Consider the following 22,415-nt stretch of genomic DNA (forward strand, 5'->3'; position numbering starts at 1 on the left):
AGGCTTCAGCCGATACGGCCCCGCGCCGCCCGCGCGTCATGCCCGATGTGACGAAGGCCATTGCCTCCGACATCTTTTCCGGACGCTATCCGGCCGGCTCTTCGCTGCCCACCGAAAACGAACTCGGCGTCGAGTATGGCGTCAGCCGCACCGTCATCCGCGAAGCCTTGAAGGTTCTCGCCGCCAAGGGCCTGGTGCTGTCGCGGCCGCGCGTCGGCACAATCGTCTGCAACGAGGATGACTGGAACATCATCGACCCCCAGGTGCTGGCCTGGCATGCGCCGCATGCACTGGACGATAAGCTGTTCGATGCCATTCTGGAAACGCGCCGGGCCATCGAGCCGCTGGTCGCCGAGCTTGCCGCCACGCGCGCGACACTGCAGGAGATCGCCGATCTGGAAGCCGCATGGCGCGGCATGGCCGGAGCCGGCGAAGACCTCGCCGCCTTCTCGCGCAGCGACATAGTTTTCCACCAGATCGTCTATGCCGCCAGCCACAACCCGATCTTCCGCCAGATCGGCAATCTGATCGACACCGGCCTGAAATTCTCGCTGGAAGCCTCGGCGACGATCTCGCTCGAACGGCGCATGGAAGCGGTCGCCGCGCACCGCGAGGTGGTGGAGGCGCTGCGCATGCGCGATGCCGAGGCGGCGCGGAGTGCGGCCAACCTTATCCTCGACCTTGCGGCGCGCGACCTCGTCAGCGCCAAGAAACTCAAGAACAACTGAGACCGCGCATGAAAATCATCTCGCTCACCACCTACATCGTTCCGCCACGCTGGCTGTTCCTGAAGATCGAGACCGATGCCGGCGTCACCGGCTGGGGCGAGCCGGTGGTCGAAGGCCGGGCATTGACCGTCGAAGCGGCGGTCAAGGAGCTTGGCGATTATCTCATCGGCAAGGATCCGCGCCTGATCGAGGATCATTGGACGGTGATGCATCGCGGCGGCTTCTACCGCGGTGGGCCGATCCTGATGAGTGCTATTGCCGGCATCGACCAGGCGCTGTGGGACATCAAGGGCAAGGCGCTTGGCGTGCCCGTGCATGAACTGCTCGGCGGCAGGCTGCGCGACACCATCAAGGTCTATTCCTGGATCGGCGGCGACCGGCCGGCGGAGGTGGCGGCGGGCGCGAAGGAAATGGTGGCGCGCGGCTTCCTGGCACTCAAGATGAACGGCACCGAGGAACTGCAGATCGTCGACAGCCACGACAGAATAGATGCCGCCGTCGAGCGCGTCGCGACGGTGCGCGAGGCAGTCGGGCCCAATATCGGCATCGCCGTCGATTTCCACGGCCGCGTGCACCGGCCGATGGCGCGCATCCTGGTCAAGGAATTGGAGCCCTACAGGCTTATGTTCATCGAGGAGCCGGTGCTCAGCGAAAACCGCGAGGCGCTGAAGGAGATCGCCGCCCTCGGCTCGACGCCGATCGCGCTGGGCGAGCGGCTCTACAGCCGCTGGGACTTCAAGTCGGTGTTCGAGGAAGGCATCGTCGACATCATTCAGCCAGACCTGTCGCATGCCGGCGGCATCACCGAGTGCCGCAAGATCGCGGCGATGGCGGAGGCCTATGACGTGGCGGTGGCGCCGCATTGCCCGCTCGGACCCATCGCACTCGCCGCCTGCCTGCAGCTCGACGCGGTCAGCTACAACTGCTTCATCCAGGAGCAGAGCCTCGGCATCCACTACAACGCCGGCAACGACCTGCTCGACTACGCCGCCAACAAGGATGTCTTCCGCTACGAGGATGGCTATGTCGCCATTCCCGACGGCCCGGGGCTGGGCGTCGAGATCGACGAGGACTATGTCAAGGAGCGAGCCAAGGAAGGCCACCACTGGCGCAACCCGATCTGGCGCCACAAGGACGGCTCCTTCGCCGAGTGGTGACGGGACGGCGCCCAAAGCCGCTCCTTCGTTCCGTCGAAAAGGAATGGCGTTCCGTCGAAAAGGAATGGCGTTCCGTCGCAGGAAGAATGGTCTTGGGCTGGCCCCGCCCGACGCGGGCGCAATTGTTTGCCAAGCCCGCCTGTGGAGCGTAAACTCAACCATCGGCCGCCATTTATCCGGGTGCAGCCGACGTGAGAGGTACGCGCTCTTGCCCGTCAGGGAGAAGAGCCATGCCTCAATCCACTTTTCGCAACCATGTTTTGAAAACCCTCACGCCTGAGGATTTCGCGCTTTTACGGCCATCGATGCATCACGTCGAACTGGCCATCAAAGCCCGGCTGGAGATCGCATATCAGCCGATCGAGCAGGTGTATTTCCCCGAGACCGGTATCGCATCGGTGGTCGCCGCCATGACCGGAGGGCGGCAAAGCGAAGTCGGCCTGATCGGCTATGACGGCATGACGGGCATTGCGGTCGTCCTCGGCCAGGACAGGTCTCCCAATGAAACCTATATCCAGGTCGCCAGCAAAGGCTGGTCCCTGCCGGTTGAACCGCTTCGCATTGCGATTGCCGGGAGCCAGACCCTTCGCCCGTCACTGCTTCGCTACGCCCACGAATTCCTTATCCAGTCGTCGCGAACGGCGCTGGTCAATGGCCATTCGAAAATCGAGGAACGGCTGGCCCGCTGGTTGCTCATGGTCAACGACCGCGCCGAAGGAGACATCATCTATCTGACGCATGAATTTCTGGCGACCATGCTTGGTTCCCGACGCCCCGGCGTTACCACGGCTCTCCAGATGCTTGAATATCGAGGGCTGGTACACGCCAAGCGCGGCGAGATCACGATTGTCGACCGCACGGGAATGATAAAACTCACGCACGGCGCATATGGCGAGGAGGAGCAGCGTCATTTCGGTATCGCCTCCGGCTGAATGTCCGGAATCGGACATAGGCTTGAAGACCGCCGCATGTTGGTCGAAAGTCGTATTTGGCGTGGATTTCAGGGAGGCATTCTTGATGACCAACACGTTTCACACCATCACGGTGGAAGGAGCGGCCGAAGCCTATGTCCTTTCCAGGGGCAAGGCCCGCTTTCTCTCCATTGCACAAGCAATCCGCGCCATCCGAACTCTTATGCCGGCATGCAAGGCCACCGATCACGAATTGGAGGAAATGCTGGCGGCGGCCTGCATCGCTCACATGGTGCCCGTCGCTTTCGACGCAGCCGAGCCGGACGGCTCGGCACCGCGTCTCCATTCGTAGGCCGGAGATGTCCGCGCTGGCGCAGAGGACTGCTTCCACGGACGTTCGCCAGGCCATTGTCCGCTACCTGATCGACAATGTCGACAGCCCCAGCGTTTCGCTATCCGGGGTTATCCGCGCCGTGAGAAAGATGTTTCCGCTTTGCGAGCTCACGGATTGGGAACTTGGCGACCACATAGCGCGAAGCGCAATCGATGCGGGATTTGCCATCGAATTCGACGCCGACGTTCCGTGACTGTTCGAGCTCGGTCGTCCCTGATTTGTTGAATGCGCATCCGGATGCGCAACCCAAGTCAGACGTCACCGCGAAGCTGGAGACGTCACGCCGGATCAGTACATTTCAAAGTAATGCCTTGAAATCAAAGAGTTGTCTTAAACACCCCGGAGACTGTTTGGTGGAGCCAATCGGGAAATAACCAACCCCCCCATAACATAAGCAACATCAATGACTTAACTCTTCCGATACGCGCATTTTTGTAACACCGAACTGCATCATGATCCAGAGTGACATTTGGTTTTGTTCCAAAATTCACCAATGTTCCCGGAAGGATGCGGGCACAGGGAAGCTTGGCCGCTAGTCATCTTCGCCATTGGCATAGTGACCTCCGATATGTTCTTCAGATATGCGGTCGGGGTGTATGCTGGCGCGGCATTCGGCTTTGGGCGCGGGCTGCCGTTCGCTCAATCATTCGAACCGACCGTTCTGAAGCTTGTCAGAGCCCAACTCAGGAACCCCTATGCAAGGATTTGTAAGTCTCGACGACATCATCCGTACGTCTACCCGAATAAGTTTCACTGAAAATGACCTCACCGTGGCCACATCGGTGTTGAAGGCAGGAAGGGAGAAGGGTCGTGACCTGGTAATGGGAGCATCAGGCATCGCGGCAAACGGTCAGGAATTCCTCGAGCTCGCTAGCAAGGGGATAGTGGTCTTTACCTCGCGCCATCAGTTGAATGCGAGCTTCCTATTCACCAAAAACGACGCAGGACGATCCCTCTTCGGCAATCAGAAAGCCGTCTATACCGCCTATGTTAATTCCTTCGATGATGACGAGTGGGCAGTCGGTTCGGTCTTTAAAATGTGGACCATGGCGATGACCTCGATAGGGAACGTATATCGTGGCAACGGCTACAGATAGCTCCTTCGCCCGACGGCGGAGCATCTATATTCGACCTAAAGATCTCATTTTTGCGAGCAGACCTGGAAGCTCCTCAAAATGCACCAGAAGTCTGTACCAGAGCCAGTGGAATGTGCGCTGATGGAATTATTTGCCATCAAAATTTCCCACCCAATTTTCAGGCGATAGAGCGGCTTTGTCCTCCGCCAATTCCGAACTGGACCCGAAATTCAGCCAAGACCTTTGTGGTTATTTTGGCGGCCATACAGCCGCATTTCACTTTCTCGGAGGGATTGGGAGAAAATGCGGCCTAAGGCGCTGTATGTCCCTTTAATTTCGGAAGCCAGCCGATCCGGCGGTAGTGGGAAGGACTAATTCGTAGCCCGCGCGAAAGCTCAGCAGAACCACTCATCAACCTCGAAACCCAGCGTTCCGAAAGCGACTAAACTCCGAGTGAGAGTTGAGTAGGCTCTTCAAGAAGGCTTATCTCGATACAATCTCTCTGCAGTGAAAGTTGGATGTAGCTGTTTGTTCCCGCAAACCGCAATGTTCGCAATTGGCCGATTTCTGCGAACCCAAAATAACTGAAAGGAACCCGATAGGTCCGAGGGCCGGATGGCTCTGCCAACGTGCCCGAAGAAATGATCGCGTCCTTTGATTGGGTGCCGGACTGAGCTTTCGGCAAGCTGGTCTCAAGAAGCAGCTTGCCACCGTCAAAACCTCCAACCTTGTTCCTTTTTTTGTCTGCCTCGCCGACCACGTTTTCTAAGGTCTCGTCGGAAATGGTAATGAACGCGCGCAATACTTCAAACACGTCTGCAAGCTCAGTGCGCCTGTCCTTCATTTCAGTGGCTTCACGGGCCTCTAAAATCTCCTCCAAGAATTTCCCGATCAAGAAGCCGACACGTGCCGACTTGGGTATCGTTGCAACACTCTGCTGTTCTTGCTGCCTGGCAATCTTTTCGGGGATCTTGTCTCGAACCAGCTTGCCAAAATTCGTTTGCCGGCGTGTTCGAAGATGGTCTTTCTCGACTTCTGAAATGACGACGCAACCATGCTTGCGGAGCTGGAAGAAAGCATGCGCTAGTGTTGATCCTGATAGAATGACTGGCACGGACATTGGGCGCACAATTTCCGCGACCGCAAAGAGGAACCCGTTGTCACGAAGAAGTTCAACCGACGTAGGCTGAAGCAACACTGCCAACCGGGGGTACCGGCGTTTCATCTCCGCAATCTTGCTTAGATCAGCGGTATTGCGAATGGTCATGATCTGAAGGTTGCCGCGATCTGGGTTCTCCGTATCGTGGGCCTCCGTCCAGTACCACGGAAGATTGATCGAGTTCTCGTCGTCTGTCCGGCAGCCGACAAACCACATAATGTGGCATGCCTTACCCAACCTTGTCGCCAGGTCGAAACTCCTCTTAGCGACATCAAGAACGTCATTCCTATTGATACTCTGAAAGCGAGCAACCTCATTTTTGACGCGCTCGTATTTCCAAGTCCCGTCGGCTTGAAGAAGAAGGACGTTCGATTTGTAATTCGTATATTCAGTCACCTCCTCAGTTGGGATATGAACATCCCAGATGTCATAAGGGCAGAACTGAAGAGCGTCCGGCAGCCCCCACGTCCCGTGCATTTCCACGATCGGGCTATCGGGGTCAGCCCTTACCCAGGCGGAAGACCGTGAGGCGATATATCGATGAGCTACAAACGCGAGGGATTTCTCAGGGTGTAATTCGGCCAACCTCGCAGCTTGTTCCACACACCAGTCAGCAGCTTTTTTGGGTGTCATGCAGTCCGTTTTCGGGAGATTGGTCACTTTCTCCTGACCCGCCGCAACGCTTGTTCTGACTACAATGTTTTTATTGAGCAAGACGGTGAATTCGCTCTCCAGCTGCTCCAGATTACCCTTACTAGCGGTCGGTACAGGAAGAAAAAACAACTTTGGAGCGACCGCCGAGTTCTCTTCGTAAAGCTCATCAAGAACCAGAAGTTTGTCCCAATCCCCGCGGCGGTCCACATCGGCTGCTATCAGTAGCTGTCCACTGTCATTTCGTGCCGATACGGAAGGCTCGATATGCAGTTGCATGGGATTTACTCCATAGAGGTCATCGTCCTCGGCGTCGATTTGAACAATATAAAAGAGTTCTCCGCGCCTAACCCATTCGCAATTCACGCGGGTGCGAACACCACGCAAAAGTTCGTTGTTGATCCAGGCCGCAACCGATCCAAAAAGTCGCTCTCGCGGCAACCCAACACGAGCGCGCAAGGGCTTATCGGCAGGGGGTGCGATATCGCGTTGGGAGTTGAAGCGTTCGGTCTGTATTACGGGATCAGTCGTTCTAATCGAATATTCCCAATGATCCCTTGTGCGCGACACACGGAGTAAATTGCCAAATTCACCTGCTTCCTCGGGGAAAACGTGCGTTTGCAGAATTATAGCGCAATCGTGATCCCCAGCGGATTTCGATACTTCGCGAATAGCATCTAGCAGGGGCGCGTCAAGATCGTCACGGCGAGCGACATTCAGGACGATGCTCTTATACGTGCCCCGGTCCCAGATCGTTTCACCAACTACGCTTGAACGAACGATGATCTCGTCCGTCTCCACCCGAAGACGCTGGGCAATAGGGGACAAAACGTCGGCGAAGAACCGAGATGTTTCCGCACCGCTCGCTGCGAGCCACGCTACGGTCTTTGCAGAAACAACGGCGAATGGCGGGCACCATGCTCGCGGCAATGCAAATAGCCTCGCTCCCTTCGCTCCAAAGCTTGGAGTTAAGGCTTCAGCATCACTCCATGACTGAAGAGGGACATCGTGAGATACAAGGACCTGGTCACTCATTTCTTCTCGACGGTGCCGAAAACAGCGTTGGCGACGTTGGTCAACAGGCCACTGACACCGTCCGAAAAGTAGCCTACCAAGAAGGCCAAAGCGCACGTCGTGCCGGCAGAGGCGTTCTCCCGCTGCATCCCGCCGCCAATTAGTCCCCCGGCAAGCAAATTTAGAACGATAACTGCGTAGACGCCACCAACAAGCGGTACGAACACGCGCCAATAAAATCGATCAACATGCCATTTTCCTGTCGCGACAGAGTGCATTAGCCACTTAATCGAGAACGTCGTGCCGCCTAGCGCGCCAGTGAAAAAGACTGCAAGTAGGTTTATGTCGAGATTATAGAATGCGCTAATCCCAACATTGATCTGAAACGATTTTCCCGCAAACCCAGCGCAAATAAAGGTCAGGACCAGGAACACTACAAGGTAACCTCCAGCGATGCAGGCCTCTTTATGAATAAGCCCCTGCGCCTCGTCTGGGTATCGGGTTCGCCACTCCCAGAGTTTTCGACCGTCGTCAAAGCCTTTTGATGGGTTAGTTACTCCCCGAAATCCATCGCCCTCATCACCTGGCCCCTTGTCGGACGGCGTATCATTCTGCGGCGTTACAGTCATGCCGCTTTCATATTCATGGGCGCTAAATAGTCTAGCGTTTTCAGTACGTTGTGCTTTCCATCAAAGCGCTTGTAGTCCCATTCCTGAGGCTTGCCAACTAGCGAGGCAACTGTCTTCCGGAAGAACTGAGAACCTAGACTGTGACCGGATGTGAAATATGCGTCTTCCAATCCGCCAAACATATAATAGTTCTCCCTGCCGCTGACTTGCTCATAGACCTGCCCAGAACCCGAGTGTGTCCATTCACTACTGCTCGCTCTGACCACCTCAGATCGGAACTCTTCTAGTGAAAACGGCGGCGATAACAAAAGATGAATATGTGCGTGATCCACACCACATCCCACATCATTTCCCAAAATAGCAGCGCCGTGCTCAAACCAAATCCATTGTTTCGAAGGTGTGAATTTACCTGCCACCTCCCGCACTATCTCGACCGGGTTTTTGTCTTCTTCCTGAAACGAAGTCGCGAAATTGAGGTGCGGCATCCTCGGGATCACGAGAAGCCAGTACGGCAGTATCGCACCTTTTGTGGGAGCGACCACAAAACCTGGGGCTTGCTCAAGAAGGACATCCCACGGCTCGTGACTTTCACAGTTCCCACCCAGCAAGCCTGAGAAACGCCTCACTGTACCATCCAGAGTTTGCGACATTTTTGCACCCGTGCGTTGCGGTCGTCACCGACCACCTTCGACGATACGATACACTAAATTCCCTGGTCGAATAAGACCGCTGCGCCCTTGATTTTCTCGGACGCTTAGAACGGCATTCTTCTTGCGCCGGAGCCCGCGAACGCTCGTTTTCGCGATCTCCTCGAACAACCTGTCGCCCCCTACACGGTCTTCGGGCGGAGTTTCGGCGCAATGTGTCCGGCTCCAGTGAACGGTTGCCGAGGGAGATCAAAGGATCTGTGCGGCGTTGTCGGTGAACATTTCACCGTCTTGAATACACTGCGCGAGCATCGCGTAGCGGCATGCCCGGTTTGGGCTCTGATTTTCCATGTTGATGCCCCTGCCATCGCGGCACTTGTTACAAAACCGGCGCGAAGGCTCTGGCCAGAATAGCCGGACGGGGCGATCCCTGTCGTCCCGTTGTAGACGGCTGCTGGACTTGACCCGCGAAAACGGGGAGCGGGTGTCAGACTTCTGCTTCAGCCAGCGCTTCATCCTTGTTGCGCAACCCGTATTGTCGCGAACTGGCTAATGAGGTCTGACGGCACACACCATTTCGACAGGGGAACGCCGAGTTCAACGGCCAGGATCGTTGTCTCTTCGGCAAGGACGACACCCCCATTGGCGTCCAAGGGGCGATCTGAAAGCCAAACCCCGCGCAACGAGATGTCAGTCATGTAATGGCCCTGGCCATCCCGAAAGCCGTCGCGCAAGATCGCGTAGGCCCTTTTGGAGCTAGTCGCGTGAAAGAGCATTCGACTTTCCTTCATTAGCGATGATCCGTCGCGTAGTAGGCACCTATTGTCGTGCGACAAATGCTGAAAGCCAAGATTGGGGCAAAGGCGGTCTGCAAATCCCGCTGTCCACGAGGGAAGTGGGCCGGTGCCGTTAGAACTTCGGCGCGTCGGGATACCTCAAGCCCGATGAGGCCAAACGGCCCAAAGATCGCATACACCGACGTGATTTCGCTCTGGGCGGCCTTGGTCAAGGTGGGCTGATGGATTGGATGCTGGTCAAAATCGGCGAGTGGCGTGCCTTTGCCGGCCTTTGGCGTGGGGTTGAATGCGACGAAGGCAGCCCTCCTTCTACAGACGGAGCCGGTGAGGATCGTTGGCGAAAGGCGGCTTTCCGTAAACTGATCGGAACTGCTGGATAAGTTTGCTTCGACAGCACGTGGAACCTCGTGGGGCGTTTCTTTCCACGCGACGCGAAGGTCAGCCACATTTGCAAGCTGCCAAATCAGCCGGCCACCCCAATGGCCGATAGCCTTCCCAGCACCGAAGTCCGCGAACTGTCGCAGTCGGCGACGCAGCACGTCAGCTTTGCCAATGTAAACGACCTTCGAACCGTCGACCCAGTTTGCCGCGAGGGCTTCATGCGAAATCGACGGATCCCTGCCTTTAAACCAGCCGCCACAATTCTTCTCTGCAAACGCGGCGGGGTTTCCGCTATCGTGGGTAACTACATACACACCCGCAGTGACAGGGCACATGCTTGAACGCAGGGCGGCGAACGGCAGCCAGCCAACAAATCCTTCCGTCTCAAGTGCACGGCGGGTGAAGATCATCACATGCCCATTCAGACCAGCGCGTGCGGTAGGCATCCTAAACTTGCCAGCGCCTCTCTGAGCTCATTCTCGAAGGCCGAAAACGATGCCGATAGGCGCAGCCTTGCAAGATCCTGACGTTGGGCGATTGCCGCGAAAGGGGGCTGTCTTCTCGCAGAACGCCTGTGGCCTCGAGCCGCTTCGACTGCCCGGATAAGAATGGCCTTCGGGTCCGGCTCGACTTCTGCCGCTTGTGGCGTGGGCGGAAGCCGAAGGATATCCAGGTCTCCCCGAAACCCAAGGGCTGCGGCCACAGCCTCTCTTTCTGAAATGGCCCAAGCTTCCATTTCTCGCCGCGGGGCGATGACAACAGTACGATTTAGTGGGAGGCCGCACTCCGCGAATGCTGCCTCTCGATAAGCAATAGAACGCGCCCCCATGGCATCTTCCTGCGCCCTTCCACCGGTGTCTGAGTGAACAAACAGGATGTGAAATGCGTCTCGGCCATCACACGCCTCCTTGGCCACCTTTGCGATCTCGCGACCGCGCACTCCGAGGTCAATTGCTGGCATCGTTGGGACCGTATGAACCCCAACTCCCTGCCGGAGTAAAAAGTCTTCCATCACACGGGGAAGGAGGACATCAAAATATTCCCGATCCGAATTCCCCTCGTAAAATGTAGCCCAAGCTAGATACGTCATGCGGCGTCAGCGGACCGCTTGAGCAACCGAATAACTTCGGAGCGCGTGAGAGTTGTTTCAGGATCGAATAAATCAGGGACGGTAACTCCAGTCCGCATTCTAGTGCGCTGCGTTCTGCCGCCTGTCTTGCTATCAATAGTCGTGACCATGTCCGCCGCCACTATTTCCTCATCCTCCAGTGCTGCCATAACGGCTGGGGAATGTGTATTCACCAAAATCTGGTACAATTTTCCCTTTCCAAGTTGGTCCCGAGCGGTTGCGGCACTGCGCAGGAAATCGACAAGAAGCTCAATCCTGCCTTCATGGACCCCATTTTCAGGTTCCTCAAAGCACAAAATGCCCTTTCGCAGCGGATCGTTTAAGGCAGTTAGCAGGGCTAGGAGCCGAAGCGTGCCGTCGCTTATTACTCGAGAACTGAAAGCAAGGTCATCGAGCGCCAGGCTAAATGAGTACTCCTTTGCACCGGGATCGTCGCGCAGAACAATTGCCCTAACCGAGGGTATGAGCGAAGATAGGTCGGCGGAAATGTCCGAGAGAACGCCATCGGGTTGGCTTTCACTACGAGTTTCGTCTCTAATTTTGGCTAGGACGGCCGAAAGATTGGACGCGTCGGATCGCAGATGACGATCCTCAAACCTCCCACTCGGCTTTCGCGCTGCTTGGGGATTTATCTCCAAAAATCTGGTCGAAATAAACAGTTCACGAAGCGCGTACAGGTGTGGGAACTCCGCAGTGCTCACAGTCGAAAGCGCAGTCCGTGAAGCCTCATTGGCAGACAAGGTAACCGGTCGCCCGCGCTTAGTTGCTCCATCTTGTCGTATCTCTATCGCTTCATACTCGCTCCCCGGTCCCTGCTTCATCCGGATAAAAGGCTTGAGCTGGCCGCTATATCGGAGAGACTTGTCTCGCCGAATGTAGGCGGCAGTTTCGCTATGTTTTGGTATAACATAGCAATTTTCCCGACTGACAAAAATGCCGCGCACATTTCCTTTCGCATCGTACTTAAATGCGATCTCCAGCTCATAGCGAAGCCGCTGAGACTTCACTTCATACAACGTGCCAAACGCATCGACCCCTTTCGGATCGAGAACGACCTCCACAGCAAACTGCATGCGGCTACTGTTTGCGCTAGATGTCCTGCGGAAAAGCTCCTCAGGCTCGCCCCGAAGGTCCTGCATAGCGGTCCTAACATCGTGCTGCGCAAGCAACGATAGGAACTTCAAGGCATCGAAAAGGTTCGACTTGCCACTGGCGTTTGGGCCTACGATTGCCGTAAACGGCCTGAGATCGAGTACCAAATTTTCGAAATTCTTAAACCCGTTAATTTCAATCTTTGTGATCATAAGCCGACGCTATCGTTGAAAGATCGCCCACACAAGTTTGGACCCTGGATCCGACTGAGACTATCTTCCATCAAAATTCCCCACCAAGCTTCCAGGCGATAGAGCGGCCTTGCTTCCCCACCCGAAATTCTGCGCGACCTGTATGACAATCTCGGCGGGTCATAGAGCGGCATTTCAATTTTGGGAGGGATTGTGGGAACACGGAGACCACAGCGCGTCACGCCCGCCTATTTCGGGAATGCGGTCTCTCGGCTGATGGTTAGTCCAGGAACCACACGAGCGCTCCTAGCCATCGCCATGCTTTTTTGCCGATTGCGGAAAGAGAATGGCAAGCGGTTTCTCGCGGTTACCAAAGGTTCCCGTACTAGGGGTTCATCCTCTCGCGGATCAAGTCGACAATCTCACGCAGCTTCAACTTTTTCGACCTGTTACCGCTCCGCACGTAAACGTGCTCTTGCCCACCTCTTTCCTTACAGACGCAAATCGGTGCGCCGATTGGCTTCATAATTACAGCAAAAATGTCTCTCTCGCTGCGCCTTACGAAAGTCCCGGTAATTGAGCTTCTGAAGCGGCCAAATTCTTCCAAGCAGTTCTCAATTGTCTGCCAAAAAAAAAGCTCCCATGCGTCTCGGTCCTTTTTTGCTCCGGGAAGGTATGGGAACTCGTTCTCAAGACCGTAGCAATCTCCATTATCACAGACGCCGATAAGTAGTGTCCCTCCACCCGAATTCATAAACGCGTTGATGGTCTTCACCACTTCGTGCGATATTTCATGGTCCACTGCTGCCGATGCGGAAAATGTCGGGTCTTTTTCAAGTCGTCTGACATTCAGGAATAAGGTTTGCTTGAACTCGACGTTGAGGCATTCGCCACGTGTCAGTGCATCGTCCACGCCAATGGAAATCTCATCGACAGTTGGGAGACGACTAAATACACGACTGTCCGTTAGCTCCCCTTCCGTAAGCGCAGGCGCGACGCAAATCTGATGCTCTTCACAAAATGCAACCAGCTTGGCGACTGCAGGAAGCGAGCTTAGATGCTCGTATTCTTTCATCTGCCTAAGCTCATCGATTGAGCTTTCCGCGCCCCGCGTCAGCGCCGCTGCGACGAATTCTACTTCGGACTTAAACCGTCCCATTGGGCGACCTAGATGGTAAACGTCATCAGCGACACAAGCTTTTCAGCCATTTTATTGGCGCGGGAGCGCCAGAAGTAGGGGATGTTTTCTGGTCCGCCGGTTAACAACGTGAACTCCTCGGGCCCAATAAACACGCTATCAAAATAGGCCTTTGCGCTAGAATAGCTTATGCCGCTGTCGCCCAAGTACTGCGCCGGATACTGGCTCTTCCATTTATTGTTTGTTTCGCGCGACAGCGGCATGAGATTGCAAATCCCATTAACCCAGTCTCGAGCCGCTTGTTCTCGGTCCAGGTATTCTTTGAGCTGCCCGAACGCGTTGTCTGCACACCACTTCCTTGGAAAAATGTGGTGAAGCTCTGCGGTCTTTTCCGTTTTGTAGGATATATCGATACCGTCGACGTCTCGCTTGGTTCCAGCTACCATCGGAAGCTGCAAGGCAGCTTGAATTGCGCCCCCCGGTTTCCCGTTAGTCAATAGCTCTACAAGGTCCTCCTTGGTGGGTAGATCGTCTTTCTCGATCAGATCTTCCGAAATGCGTGCCTCACAGTGTTCAAGCCATTTCGACGTCGATGGGAAGGAAGTCCGGCGATTAAGAAGAGCCTTCAAAAATGATAGGTCTGATCCCAAGGTAGTAAGGAAACCCTGGTCGTACCTGCGAGAAAGCGCATTGCGCCAATAAAAGCCTCGGAACAGGGAATGCAAATTTTCGACACTCCACCCCGAATGGCTTGCGGGGGGGTCGAACTCCTTGTGCCATCTCAGGGCCACATAGATCGCGCCCGAAATTGGATAGGGAGCGCTGTCGTAGGGAAACATTCCACCAGCAACACAGGTTTGAAATTCGCCGATGAACAGTGCAAATTTGGCGTCGTTTCTAACTACATTTTGCCAATGCTGATAGGGCGTAGCCAAAAGATCGGGGGATTTGACCGAGGTGATTTTTCCGACTTTTCTCGTGCCGCTAAATACGCGCGGCTTCGGTTTATCGGCCAAGTCGTCCGCCGCGACAAAGCACGCAGTAACCATCTGCGCGATTAGCTCAGGCCGCTTTTCTGGAACTGCCCAGCCTGCCGCGCCATCGAGGTCGCCCAGTTCTTTCATCCATTCTCTGATTTGGATGGCTTCGTCACCAAGATGCTCAGTCTCACGGTATACCCAGGCGTTGATTAGATCGACAGTTGAGACCTTCATGCCCGATAAATTAAGTGTTTCAAATATCTCGCATATTTTTCCGAGATCATAGTCCTCAGGTACTATGCAGGCAGCCAATTTGGTGGAAGTTATTCCGTCGAAGGCGGCCTGGACTATCGCGTCTCGACGCGCAAGCTCACCCGGCTCGGGCAGCTGACCGTGCGGGTAATTAGCGGGGTTTTTGATTTCCTGCGCATATCGATACCATTGCCGCATAACGCTTTCATCGGACTGATCGCTAGCGAGGGGGAACAATCCCTGGCCGATGCAGCTAGAAGTGCTGGTGAGCCCCCTGCGCTGAAGATCGGACCGCTTTATGAAAATCACCCGTTCAAGGGGGTCAGGTTGCGATGCATTGAGAAAGTACGAGCCGCAGTATTTACTCCGACCAAAGGAGGGAGCGAAGCCAGCAAAGGCCATCGCAATTGCCGTACAGCGCTGGCGACCATCCAGAATGGCGAGCAGATTGGGATCACCTGTATCTTTGCCAAAGTAGGCTATGCTGTGTTTTTTGTTGACAACATCGTAGTCCGCTATCGATACGCGTTCGAGATCAAGCGGGTTCAGGTGCGACTGCTGCCACAGAGTGGCCATGCCGATTGGATAGGCGTCAATAATTGAGGTCGCCAATTCAGCAACAGCGGACGTATCCCAAACAAACTCCCGTTGAAATTTTGGGACCTGCCAAGTGCCTTTCCTCAAGTTTTCGAGCACCTCAGCAATGCCGAGCTCTACGATCCTAATCGCACCCATTCCCGCCCAAATCCCCCGTCAGAATTGATCTAGGTCTTAAGCACACGACGCGACCATCTGCAAACTTTCTCCACCATCTGCTGCAATTGCCCCCAAGAACTCTCCAATAGGGTGCTTTGAGCATTCTTCATGGGCAGCTACTGCGGGCATGGTGTCCAAGGAGCACATCGTCCTCGACATCCTTCGGGAAACCGTCGCTTTCTGCCTGAATTTCGAGCAAGATGCGGAAGGTCACTCCCTTGGCGCGGTTGAGTTCTGCAACGACGCTTTCGAAGACCTGAGAGACCTTCATCGATCGCCCCGGAGAACCGCCGGCGCACGTCTTGACCTACCGTACCCGTCGATCCTGGACCTGCCAATGTGGAGGAACCGCCAGCCGTCATGCCGGCCTCCATCGCGCAGGCCAGTATGGTCATGCTTCTTGGCTGCGTCAGCGATGTCCCGCAGGACGATCAGCATATTCTGTCTGGTCTCCCCGCACCCTGTTCTCGCGGCCGCCAACAAATCTGAGGGGGGCCGTTGCCAGCTGGAAGCGATCCGGTCTCTTCCGCAAAACCTACAGAAGCAACCCCCGCCGCTCTCAGCGCGAATGCGACATGGCAAGACCAATCTGAACGATAAGACCTCCGAACATGAGCGCTGTCAGGAGAAGAATGGCCCACGTGAGCTTAATCATAGCCTGCGCCTGTTTGTCAGAGCTTTCCGTGAACTGCTTGATCGTTTCGTGCAATTCGCGAGTTGCACTGCTGCCACTCCACTCTCCTAGCGGTATTCCACTCATTCTCTAATCTCCTCGCGGTCAAACACGTCATAGCCTAGGTCGGTCTCGCGCTGTCAGTCGTGCACCTCAGAAGCCGTAAAACAAGCGATCAAAACCACTACAAGGCTATCAACCGCAACTTAGCAAGAATTGTTCATCGCTTGGAGGGAAGACCGCCAGAACTCTGTATAGCCTTCTGGCGGAGCTGACGGTGCGGCCAGCACAAATCTTACAACAAGAGCCCTACCGCGTTATTCTCAAAAATTTCTGCATCTCGAATATATCGTGCCAACATTGCGTCACTGGCATGGCCTGTCTGCGCCCTGATTTTCCAGGTTGATGCCCCAGCCATGGCCGCGCTGGTGACAAAACCGGCCCGAATGCTGTGGCCAGAATGGCCCGCAGGAGCGATACCCGCCGCCGCCATCCGGTCCTTCAACACGAGTGATACAGCTTCACCAGACAGACGTTGGCCCTTGACGCTGCCATGTCGGTCAACACGCAAAAAGATTGGCCCCGCCTCGATGCCGGCCCGGTTGACCCATTGATCGAGAGCATTGATGGGGCACCATCGGGTTCGACCGAACGGAATGCCGATCTTCCGGCCAACGCTTTCTTGGTCTGTCTTCGAACGCCGCAAGTGGACGACAATCCCCTTCCGGACATGCTCGATGTCCTCCGCGTCGAGACCGACCAGCTCTGATCGTCGGAACCCGCCCGCGAAACCGATCAGAAGCAAGGCACGGTCTCGAATGCTTTTTATGTCATCGCTCGTGCGATCCAACACTGCGAACAGGTCCTCGCGCAGGAGAGGCTTTGCTTCAGCTTGGACGGTTCCCAGACTGCGTTTAATCCCTTTGATCGTCGCTTTGACGAGTTCGGACGATGTTGGACTGGTGAGACCCCTCGCAGCGTGAGCCTTTGAGAGAGTTGCCATACGCCGACAAAGTGTGGCCACGGCCAACGTTTCGGCGTGTTCTGCCAGGTAGCTGGCAATTACAGTGTCGGTTGCCGGGATGCTGCCGCCCCAGCTCTCGAAATGAGCTAGATCGGCTGCATAAGCGCGCTTCGTGTTTTCTGCCAATCCCTGCTCGACATAGGCGGCGACCTTTTCTGACAGCCCGTTTGTGAAGTTAATTTCACAAAAATCTAAAGGCGTTTCAGCTCCTGTCGATTGGCTTTCGTTTAGATCAGGTTTGCCAGTTTTAGATCGCGATAAGAGGGGATTATCACGAGTTAGACGGTTATAGGACATGTTGGCGCTCCTCGTTCAGAAGCGGGATGTCGCTACGCAGCAGTGAGATGATTTCGGTTGCGTCTGGGCAGAACGGTCCCTGACATTCGATTTCCCAAGATCGCCGTAGTTCGTCCGCCAACGGCCAGCGATAGTGGTTCTGCAGCAGCCCACCCTCCGCCGCGAATAGGACATTGCCGATAAACTTGATCCGCTGCGCAGGCGGGACGTGACTTCGAACCCAGCGTGCCGTGTCGCAGTCGCGTCCGACAAACTGTCTTAGCGCCTGTTGCCCTTCACGCGAATACACGTCCAGCGCCCAACTCGGCAGCGGGCCGCACAAGGTTTCGGGAGGAAAGTCATCTTCCCCGATCACCGCTGGCTGCGAGGGCTTAAGTGATGCCAACAGAACAACCAGCGGGCACAGGACCTGCCCGGTTCTTCGAAAACCTTCCCGCGCAACCTCCACCAGCGTGTGGGGATGACCTGTTTCGCAAAGATCGTCGAAAACGATTTGGGGTGCACCCTTTCGCGTCCGCAGGTGCGGCGAAGGGCAACGATCTGAGCCAATGGCATACCACAGGGCCAGTGCACGCTTCGGCATGGAAGCATTGCTCCTCACGATCCCGAGCAGTTCGGGGATCGTGCCGTAGGTGAGCCCTAGCCGAAGGTGCTCATAGCCGGGGTGCCGTTCGGAGAGCATGAGCAGATCGTCGGCACTCCGGCATTTCCGTGCCTTTACCAAACGCTCGACAACGAAACTGGCAACCGCCCATTCTCCACCGACCTTCGACCGGAAGATTTTCCCCGCCAGCGCCGCGACCGCGAGGCTCACCGCATCCAGATCGGCCACGCCGACGTCTTCGAATGCAATGACGCCGCATCGACGCCAGAACGCATCATGTGATCGCCGAAGCAGCGTTGCTGCGGCCTGCAATGCAAATACCTTATGCCCACGCCGGATCGCCTTTTGCAGCAGCGCCATGGCCAGCCAGGGCGAAATGTCGAGGGGATGGGGGACCGGTAGTTCGTGGTGAAGCAGCTGCTGCGCCAGTTCGTCTCGCAGGACTGCGAAAGTTTCGGGACCGTTCATGACTTCCTCCTTTGGGTTCAGGGGGAGAGCTGAGAACGTCAGTCCCATATTGATCGTAGGATATTGGCACCTGGTCGCAAGTAGATTGACGGATGCTCCGCCTATAAGTCAGAAGCCGCTCCGGCTATGGGGTTGCTTTCATGAGTTACACCCCAGGGACAAATGTCTCCTGAAATTCTCGGGCGGCCTGCGTCGAAGAAGATCGCGTGCCCCGTTAGTAGCGTCAACCTTCCACAATGGAGGTCTATGATCTCCATCATTCGAGCGATGGACTAAACATCTGATATCCCCGAGCTATTCTGACTTTTAAGGTCGCTCGAACCCATATGCTGGCTGCCGGTGGCTTCTGTCCCTAGTAGTGTCTCCGAGCCACCTTCGTGTCCCTGCCGTTCGTCCGTCTAGAAAGGCTATGCCGCCACTTACGAGCGTGGCGGACATCCGTCGTTGTCCCACGCTGAAATCGCAGCACTCAAATTTTCATGCAGGAACTCAGCAGAAGGGAACTCGTGCTTCTCCGCCTTCCATAGCCCGACCGTCCACTCACCCCATCGCCGAACCGCATAGTCCAGAATATCAATGGCTGAACCTCTTAAATCGAGTTGACCACCAGACACGGGAATTGAACCCAGGCTTTTGTGAAACAAAGCGAGCTGGCCGATCTCCTTGGGTGACAGAGTTGGGCAGCCCGGCTGATCGGTCGGGTGATTGCCGCAATGTTTGCTCAGTGCCTGCGGCCAAGCCGCGAGCAGTTCCGAAACTGTCGGCTTCATGGAGCTTTCTTCGGGAAAGGGTACTTTTTTACCTGTCTGATGGCCACTCGCCTGCTTCTTATTGCTCTTCCCGTATGAGCCTTTTGTTTTCTCTTTCCCGGCGAACGTAGGCGCAGCCGGATGTTCGCCTGTCAGGGTCTTATGTTGGTCTATTATGCTACTGTATATCAAGTTATTGGAGTTCAGCGGCTTTGCGGTTCCGGGATCCGCACAATTGCCAATCTCATTCGAGTTCGGCAAAAATGCTGAACTGGGTTCCGCAATCTTGCTGATCGAACCATGCATCGTCGCGGGAAGTGACGGAGCAAGCTCCTTTGCAGCTTCCCAGGTAGAGGCAGACTGAAGGTAGTTCACGGTGATCGTAGACGGTCGCACAAAGAGTATGTTTTTTCCGCCAAACCACCACTGACGTCTTTCGATGAGTTCCCACTTATGCAACGAGCGTATGCACCGGTCGTATTGGTCAGATGACAGGCACGCCTCTTGCATCCAGAACGTCCGTTCGTTGGCGATCCACGTACCGGGCGTGTTGGGGATCTCCGCCTTCCCGTATTTCGCCCAGTACGTAATGGAGTGGAGCAGAACGCCCACAGTGTGATTGCCTTGGGCCAGCATGATGCAGCGGGCAAGGCGACTTGGATTAGGTGTCATGCCGGCCGGTCCAGTTCACCAGATTGCGCTGCATTTACTCGAGCGAGCCATTCCAGAGCATTCGCACGCCTGTACATCAGGGAGCGAGAGCGCTGGATCCGCTGGGGCATTTCCCCAGCAGCTTGGCGTCGCCGCAACGTGCGGAGCGATATACCTGCCATAGAGGCCAATTCCTGTATCGACACCAACTCTGAACGAGCGGGTGGATCCCACCCCATTTCAATTCTCACGACGGGCTCTCTTCCCGAGCTGCTCATCGAATTCACCTTCCGTCGAAGCTTGGCACACTTCGGTAATTAACGGTCGCCGGTGCGACAAGCTTAATCTCCGCGCCTGGTGGCAAAGTAAGCCAAGCCCTCGAACGCAGCCGCACCTTCGACTTCCGTATGCCTTTGATTTCGTTCCCGATATCACACTCTTCTGCGGAGATACGACGTAGACGGTGCATCCGGCGAGGGCATTCGCGCGAAAGCGAGTGTTACCCCCTTGCATAGTTTGATGATACAAAGTAAATACAATCTATATCTACGGTAGGAGACCTCCACAATGGGCAAGTCTGCAATCGCGATTTTCACCGGGAAATCTACCGCCATGGTTCTGGAGGACGGCGGGTCCCGTTCGTGGGTCCTTGATCAAAAAAAGGCGCGAGGCTGCGAGTACGCGGTTCTGTATTTCAACGAGCATTCAGAATACCCCACCAAAGGCTTCACCGGACACAGAGAAGCTTTTCTCGTCGGCCGGATCTCCAATGTCGTCCCTTCGCGATGGGTAGCGGGACGCTATCTCATCCAGTTCGACGCCTATGCGGAGGTGAGCGACAGCGGAGCGTGGCAGGGATGGCGAAACCCCGTTCGTTACACCACCCTAGAAGATCTCGGCATCGACGAAATTGGGTTGAAGTTTATGCCGATGCCTGAGGCGAAGAACGAGAAGCCGGAGGCCCCCGACCCTGCCGACGCCGCCCATAACCTCCCTCTGACCATCCTGGCGGCAAAGGCGGGGCTCGCCTTGCATTATGACGTTAAACCGGAGCAGATTGAGATCGTGATCCGGGCTTGATCGCGTTGCCTACAGGAGGCGTCGCCGATGGAGATGTCTCCTCAAGCGGTTGTCGAAAGCGGCCTGAGGAATGCTAAATCCAGTCCCGGATACGAAATCTTTCCCATCGCCTCGACGTGCAGATCGGGATTGGACTTGTCGCCGTAATTGTCGCTTATCACTGTGCCTTGGCTCCAGCCGCCGAGCGCTTTCAGAGTATCAGGTCCTGCATCGCAACGGCGCAACGCGTCGCGAAACGAATGTCTAAAGCTGTAGAATGTTTGCTTTGGGCCAATGGTGATGGCTTCGGGTAAGAAGCTGTCGCGAAAGCGTTTCAATGAATACGCGGCCCAGTTTCCATACATGTCCTTCTTAAGATGGCCGAATAGACGCTCCGCCTTGGCTTCTTGCTTGGTTTTGGCGAACTCGACAAAGCCCAGCGCTAGAAGCTCGGGATGGATTGGTATCTTCCTTCGGCTCGTCGCGGTTTTAAGGGTCTTAGCAGGCTTGCCCGAGCCTGCATCATCATCATCGAATGAGGCGACCACATCCAGAAACCAGGTTCCCTTCGTCGAGCATTTCACGTCGCCCGGCAGCATTTGACAAAGTTCGTTCGGCCTCGCGCCCGTGAATATCGAAAGCAGTGGCAGCCAAAAGCGCCATTCGCGGTCCGCCTTTGCATACGGGATAGAGGCATTCGGAGCGCAGCTCGCATAAAAGGAACTGGCGAAAAATGCCTTGATTTGATCGAGTGTAAATGGCGGTCGCTTATCTTCTGCCCGCTGGGCATCACGTTTCAGCGGGCGCAAGGTTTCGGCAGGATTATGCGGCAAAAGCCGCTTCAGCTCGGCCAACCCTAGGATGCCTCGTAGCGTGTCCAAATACGTGGCTTGCGTAACAGAAGATAGCAACGGTTTGCCCTCGTGCGCGCCTTTCTTGATGGCTGCTTCAAGACCAAGTCCAGGGTAGAGCTTTGTGCGATTGCTAGGCGTCCTTGCCAGGAGACTGCGGGCGCGCAGGCAACAATCATAATCGATGGCGGACACAAGGGTGTCGTCCCCGATCAGCTCCCGCACGAGTGCGACCTGGGCTTTCACTTTGTCTTGCCATTTGGCCGACATGCCATTGGCTTTCGCCTCTTCGATCTGCATCGTCTGGTATTGATCGGCCAATTTTTCGAAATAAAGCGGCTTGGGGCTGGCAGGATCAAACGCGTTGTCGAAAAGCCTCTTGCCGAAATCGTCTTGGTAGTCCGCCAACTTACGACGGCTGAGTTCGAGCAGCCCGCGACGTACCACTTCCGCATAGCGAGCGTTGTTCTTGTTCGACACTGAGTTTGGGTCATGCCCCCCTTCAAGGAGCAACTTTCCGCCAATCGCACCGATCCACTCATCGGCCCGAGGATCGTCCGGGTCGCGCAAGATCGAGATATCCCTTTCGATACTTTCGACCGCATCTTTTCGTTCCGCACTGTTGGGCCGATTTGCGGTCTCTCGCTCCTCGAATTGGCGCGAATTGATCTCGACGTAGGCCCGAACGAGTTCAAGCAGCTCCTGATCTCCGAAGACCACTTTTGAAGGCTGGTTGCTGGGGTTCGTTTCGCCGGCTTCTAGGGACGCGAACTTCGCGCTCCAAGTCACGTCCTCGATTTCGCGAAGCTTGTTGGCCTTCTTTTTCTCCATCGTATGCAGCGAGTGGAAAATCATGGATTTGCCTATCGCTTGCACGAGGTGCTTCGGTACCACGCGTCGGTAATACCAGGTCCCTTTTCGGCAATGGAGATGGGTATCGGCCACGTCTTTCATGCT

At 55.7% G+C, this 22,415-nt stretch carries 21 protein-coding genes; 7 read left to right on the forward strand and 14 right to left on the reverse strand.

Annotated features, from left to right (window positions below; all coding sequences use genetic code 11):
* Positions 1–38 precede the first annotated feature (38 nt).
* From O7B34_RS03875 to O7B34_RS03900, 6 genes are all read left to right on the forward strand, one after another.
* The gene (locus O7B34_RS03875; protein WP_337142276.1) at positions 39–728 is read left to right on the forward strand and encodes a FadR/GntR family transcriptional regulator; all 690 of its coding nucleotides are present in this window, start codon (positions 39–41) and stop codon (positions 726–728) included.
* A gap of 8 nt (positions 729–736) precedes the next feature.
* Positions 737–1,885, forward strand: a complete 1,149-nt coding sequence (gene dgoD, locus O7B34_RS03880) for a galactonate dehydratase (RefSeq protein ID WP_337144941.1) — start codon at positions 737–739, stop codon at positions 1,883–1,885.
* Between the two features lie 230 nt (positions 1,886–2,115).
* Positions 2,116–2,817 (forward strand): Crp/Fnr family transcriptional regulator, encoded by a 702-nt coding sequence (locus O7B34_RS03885; RefSeq protein WP_337141973.1) that lies wholly within the window; start codon positions 2,116–2,118, stop codon positions 2,815–2,817.
* A 22-nt stretch (positions 2,818–2,839) separates the two neighbouring features.
* Positions 2,840–3,148, forward strand: a complete 309-nt coding sequence (locus tag O7B34_RS03890; protein WP_337144942.1) for a hypothetical protein — start codon at positions 2,840–2,842, stop codon at positions 3,146–3,148.
* A gap of 7 nt (positions 3,149–3,155) precedes the next feature.
* Positions 3,156–3,383: a hypothetical protein gene (locus O7B34_RS03895; RefSeq protein ID WP_027142838.1), complete on the forward strand. Its 228-nt coding sequence runs from the start codon at positions 3,156–3,158 to the stop codon at positions 3,381–3,383.
* Between the two features lie 502 nt (positions 3,384–3,885).
* Positions 3,886–4,287, forward strand: coding sequence for a hypothetical protein (locus O7B34_RS03900; RefSeq protein WP_337144943.1), 402 nt, complete (start codon positions 3,886–3,888; stop codon positions 4,285–4,287).
* A gap of 421 nt (positions 4,288–4,708) precedes the next feature.
* On the opposite strand, the gene O7B34_RS03905 is transcribed toward O7B34_RS03900, so the two are convergent.
* From O7B34_RS03905 to O7B34_RS03965, 13 genes are all read right to left on the reverse strand, one after another.
* Positions 4,709–7,111: a nucleoside triphosphate pyrophosphohydrolase gene (locus O7B34_RS03905; protein WP_337144944.1), complete on the reverse strand. Its 2,403-nt coding sequence runs from the start codon at positions 7,109–7,111 to the stop codon at positions 4,709–4,711.
* Positions 7,108–7,719, reverse strand: a complete 612-nt coding sequence (locus tag O7B34_RS03910) for a hypothetical protein (RefSeq protein ID WP_337144945.1) — start codon at positions 7,717–7,719, stop codon at positions 7,108–7,110. Before O7B34_RS03910 ends, O7B34_RS03905 begins: the two co-directional genes overlap by 4 nt.
* Positions 7,716–8,369 (reverse strand): hypothetical protein, encoded by a 654-nt coding sequence (locus O7B34_RS03915; protein ID WP_337144946.1) that lies wholly within the window; start codon positions 8,367–8,369, stop codon positions 7,716–7,718. The genes O7B34_RS03910 and O7B34_RS03915 overlap by 4 nt, the downstream gene beginning before the upstream one ends.
* Before the next feature lie 509 nt (positions 8,370–8,878).
* Positions 8,879–9,142, reverse strand: a complete 264-nt coding sequence (locus tag O7B34_RS03920; protein WP_337144947.1) for a hypothetical protein — start codon at positions 9,140–9,142, stop codon at positions 8,879–8,881.
* Between the two features lie 14 nt (positions 9,143–9,156).
* Positions 9,157–9,954, reverse strand: coding sequence for a hypothetical protein (locus O7B34_RS03925; protein ID WP_337144948.1), 798 nt, complete (start codon positions 9,952–9,954; stop codon positions 9,157–9,159).
* Positions 9,955–10,630: 676 nt separating this feature from the next.
* The gene (locus tag O7B34_RS03930) at positions 10,631–11,977 is read right to left on the reverse strand and encodes an AAA family ATPase (RefSeq protein WP_337144949.1); all 1,347 of its coding nucleotides are present in this window, start codon (positions 11,975–11,977) and stop codon (positions 10,631–10,633) included.
* 364 nt (positions 11,978–12,341) lie between these two features.
* Positions 12,342–13,031, reverse strand: coding sequence for an AlbA family DNA-binding domain-containing protein (locus tag O7B34_RS03935; RefSeq protein WP_337144950.1), 690 nt, complete (start codon positions 13,029–13,031; stop codon positions 12,342–12,344).
* Positions 13,032–13,123: 92 nt separating this feature from the next.
* A complete protein-coding gene (locus O7B34_RS03940; RefSeq protein ID WP_337144951.1) occupies positions 13,124–15,061 on the reverse strand; it encodes a GmrSD restriction endonuclease domain-containing protein in 1,938 nt (645 codons plus the stop codon).
* A 127-nt stretch (positions 15,062–15,188) separates the two neighbouring features.
* A complete protein-coding gene (locus tag O7B34_RS03945) occupies positions 15,189–15,353 on the reverse strand; it encodes a hypothetical protein (protein WP_337144952.1) in 165 nt (54 codons plus the stop codon).
* A gap of 288 nt (positions 15,354–15,641) precedes the next feature.
* Positions 15,642–15,842 carry a hypothetical protein gene (locus tag O7B34_RS03950; RefSeq protein WP_337144953.1) on the reverse strand — a complete coding sequence of 67 codons (201 nt, stop codon included), beginning with the start codon at positions 15,840–15,842 and terminating at the stop codon, positions 15,642–15,644.
* Between the two features lie 208 nt (positions 15,843–16,050).
* Positions 16,051–17,076: a site-specific integrase gene (locus tag O7B34_RS03955; RefSeq protein WP_337144954.1), complete on the reverse strand. Its 1,026-nt coding sequence runs from the start codon at positions 17,074–17,076 to the stop codon at positions 16,051–16,053.
* Positions 17,066–18,148: a hypothetical protein gene (locus tag O7B34_RS03960; protein WP_337144955.1), complete on the reverse strand. Its 1,083-nt coding sequence runs from the start codon at positions 18,146–18,148 to the stop codon at positions 17,066–17,068. The genes O7B34_RS03955 and O7B34_RS03960 overlap by 11 nt, the downstream gene beginning before the upstream one ends.
* A gap of 419 nt (positions 18,149–18,567) precedes the next feature.
* The gene (locus O7B34_RS03965) at positions 18,568–19,569 is read right to left on the reverse strand and encodes a hypothetical protein (protein ID WP_337144956.1); all 1,002 of its coding nucleotides are present in this window, start codon (positions 19,567–19,569) and stop codon (positions 18,568–18,570) included.
* 546 nt (positions 19,570–20,115) lie between these two features.
* Here O7B34_RS03965 and O7B34_RS03970 point away from each other — a divergent pair.
* Positions 20,116–20,628, forward strand: coding sequence for a hypothetical protein (locus tag O7B34_RS03970; protein WP_337144957.1), 513 nt, complete (start codon positions 20,116–20,118; stop codon positions 20,626–20,628).
* 41 nt (positions 20,629–20,669) lie between these two features.
* Here the strand turns inward: O7B34_RS03970 and O7B34_RS03975 are convergent, their stop codons facing one another.
* Positions 20,670–22,403, reverse strand: coding sequence for a site-specific integrase (locus O7B34_RS03975; protein ID WP_337144958.1), 1,734 nt, complete (start codon positions 22,401–22,403; stop codon positions 20,670–20,672).
* Positions 22,404–22,415: the final 12 nt, after the last annotated feature.

This window comes from Mesorhizobium sp. Cs1299R1N3 (genome assembly GCF_037179625.1).
GTDB lineage: Bacteria > Pseudomonadota > Alphaproteobacteria > Rhizobiales > Rhizobiaceae > Mesorhizobium > Mesorhizobium salmacidum.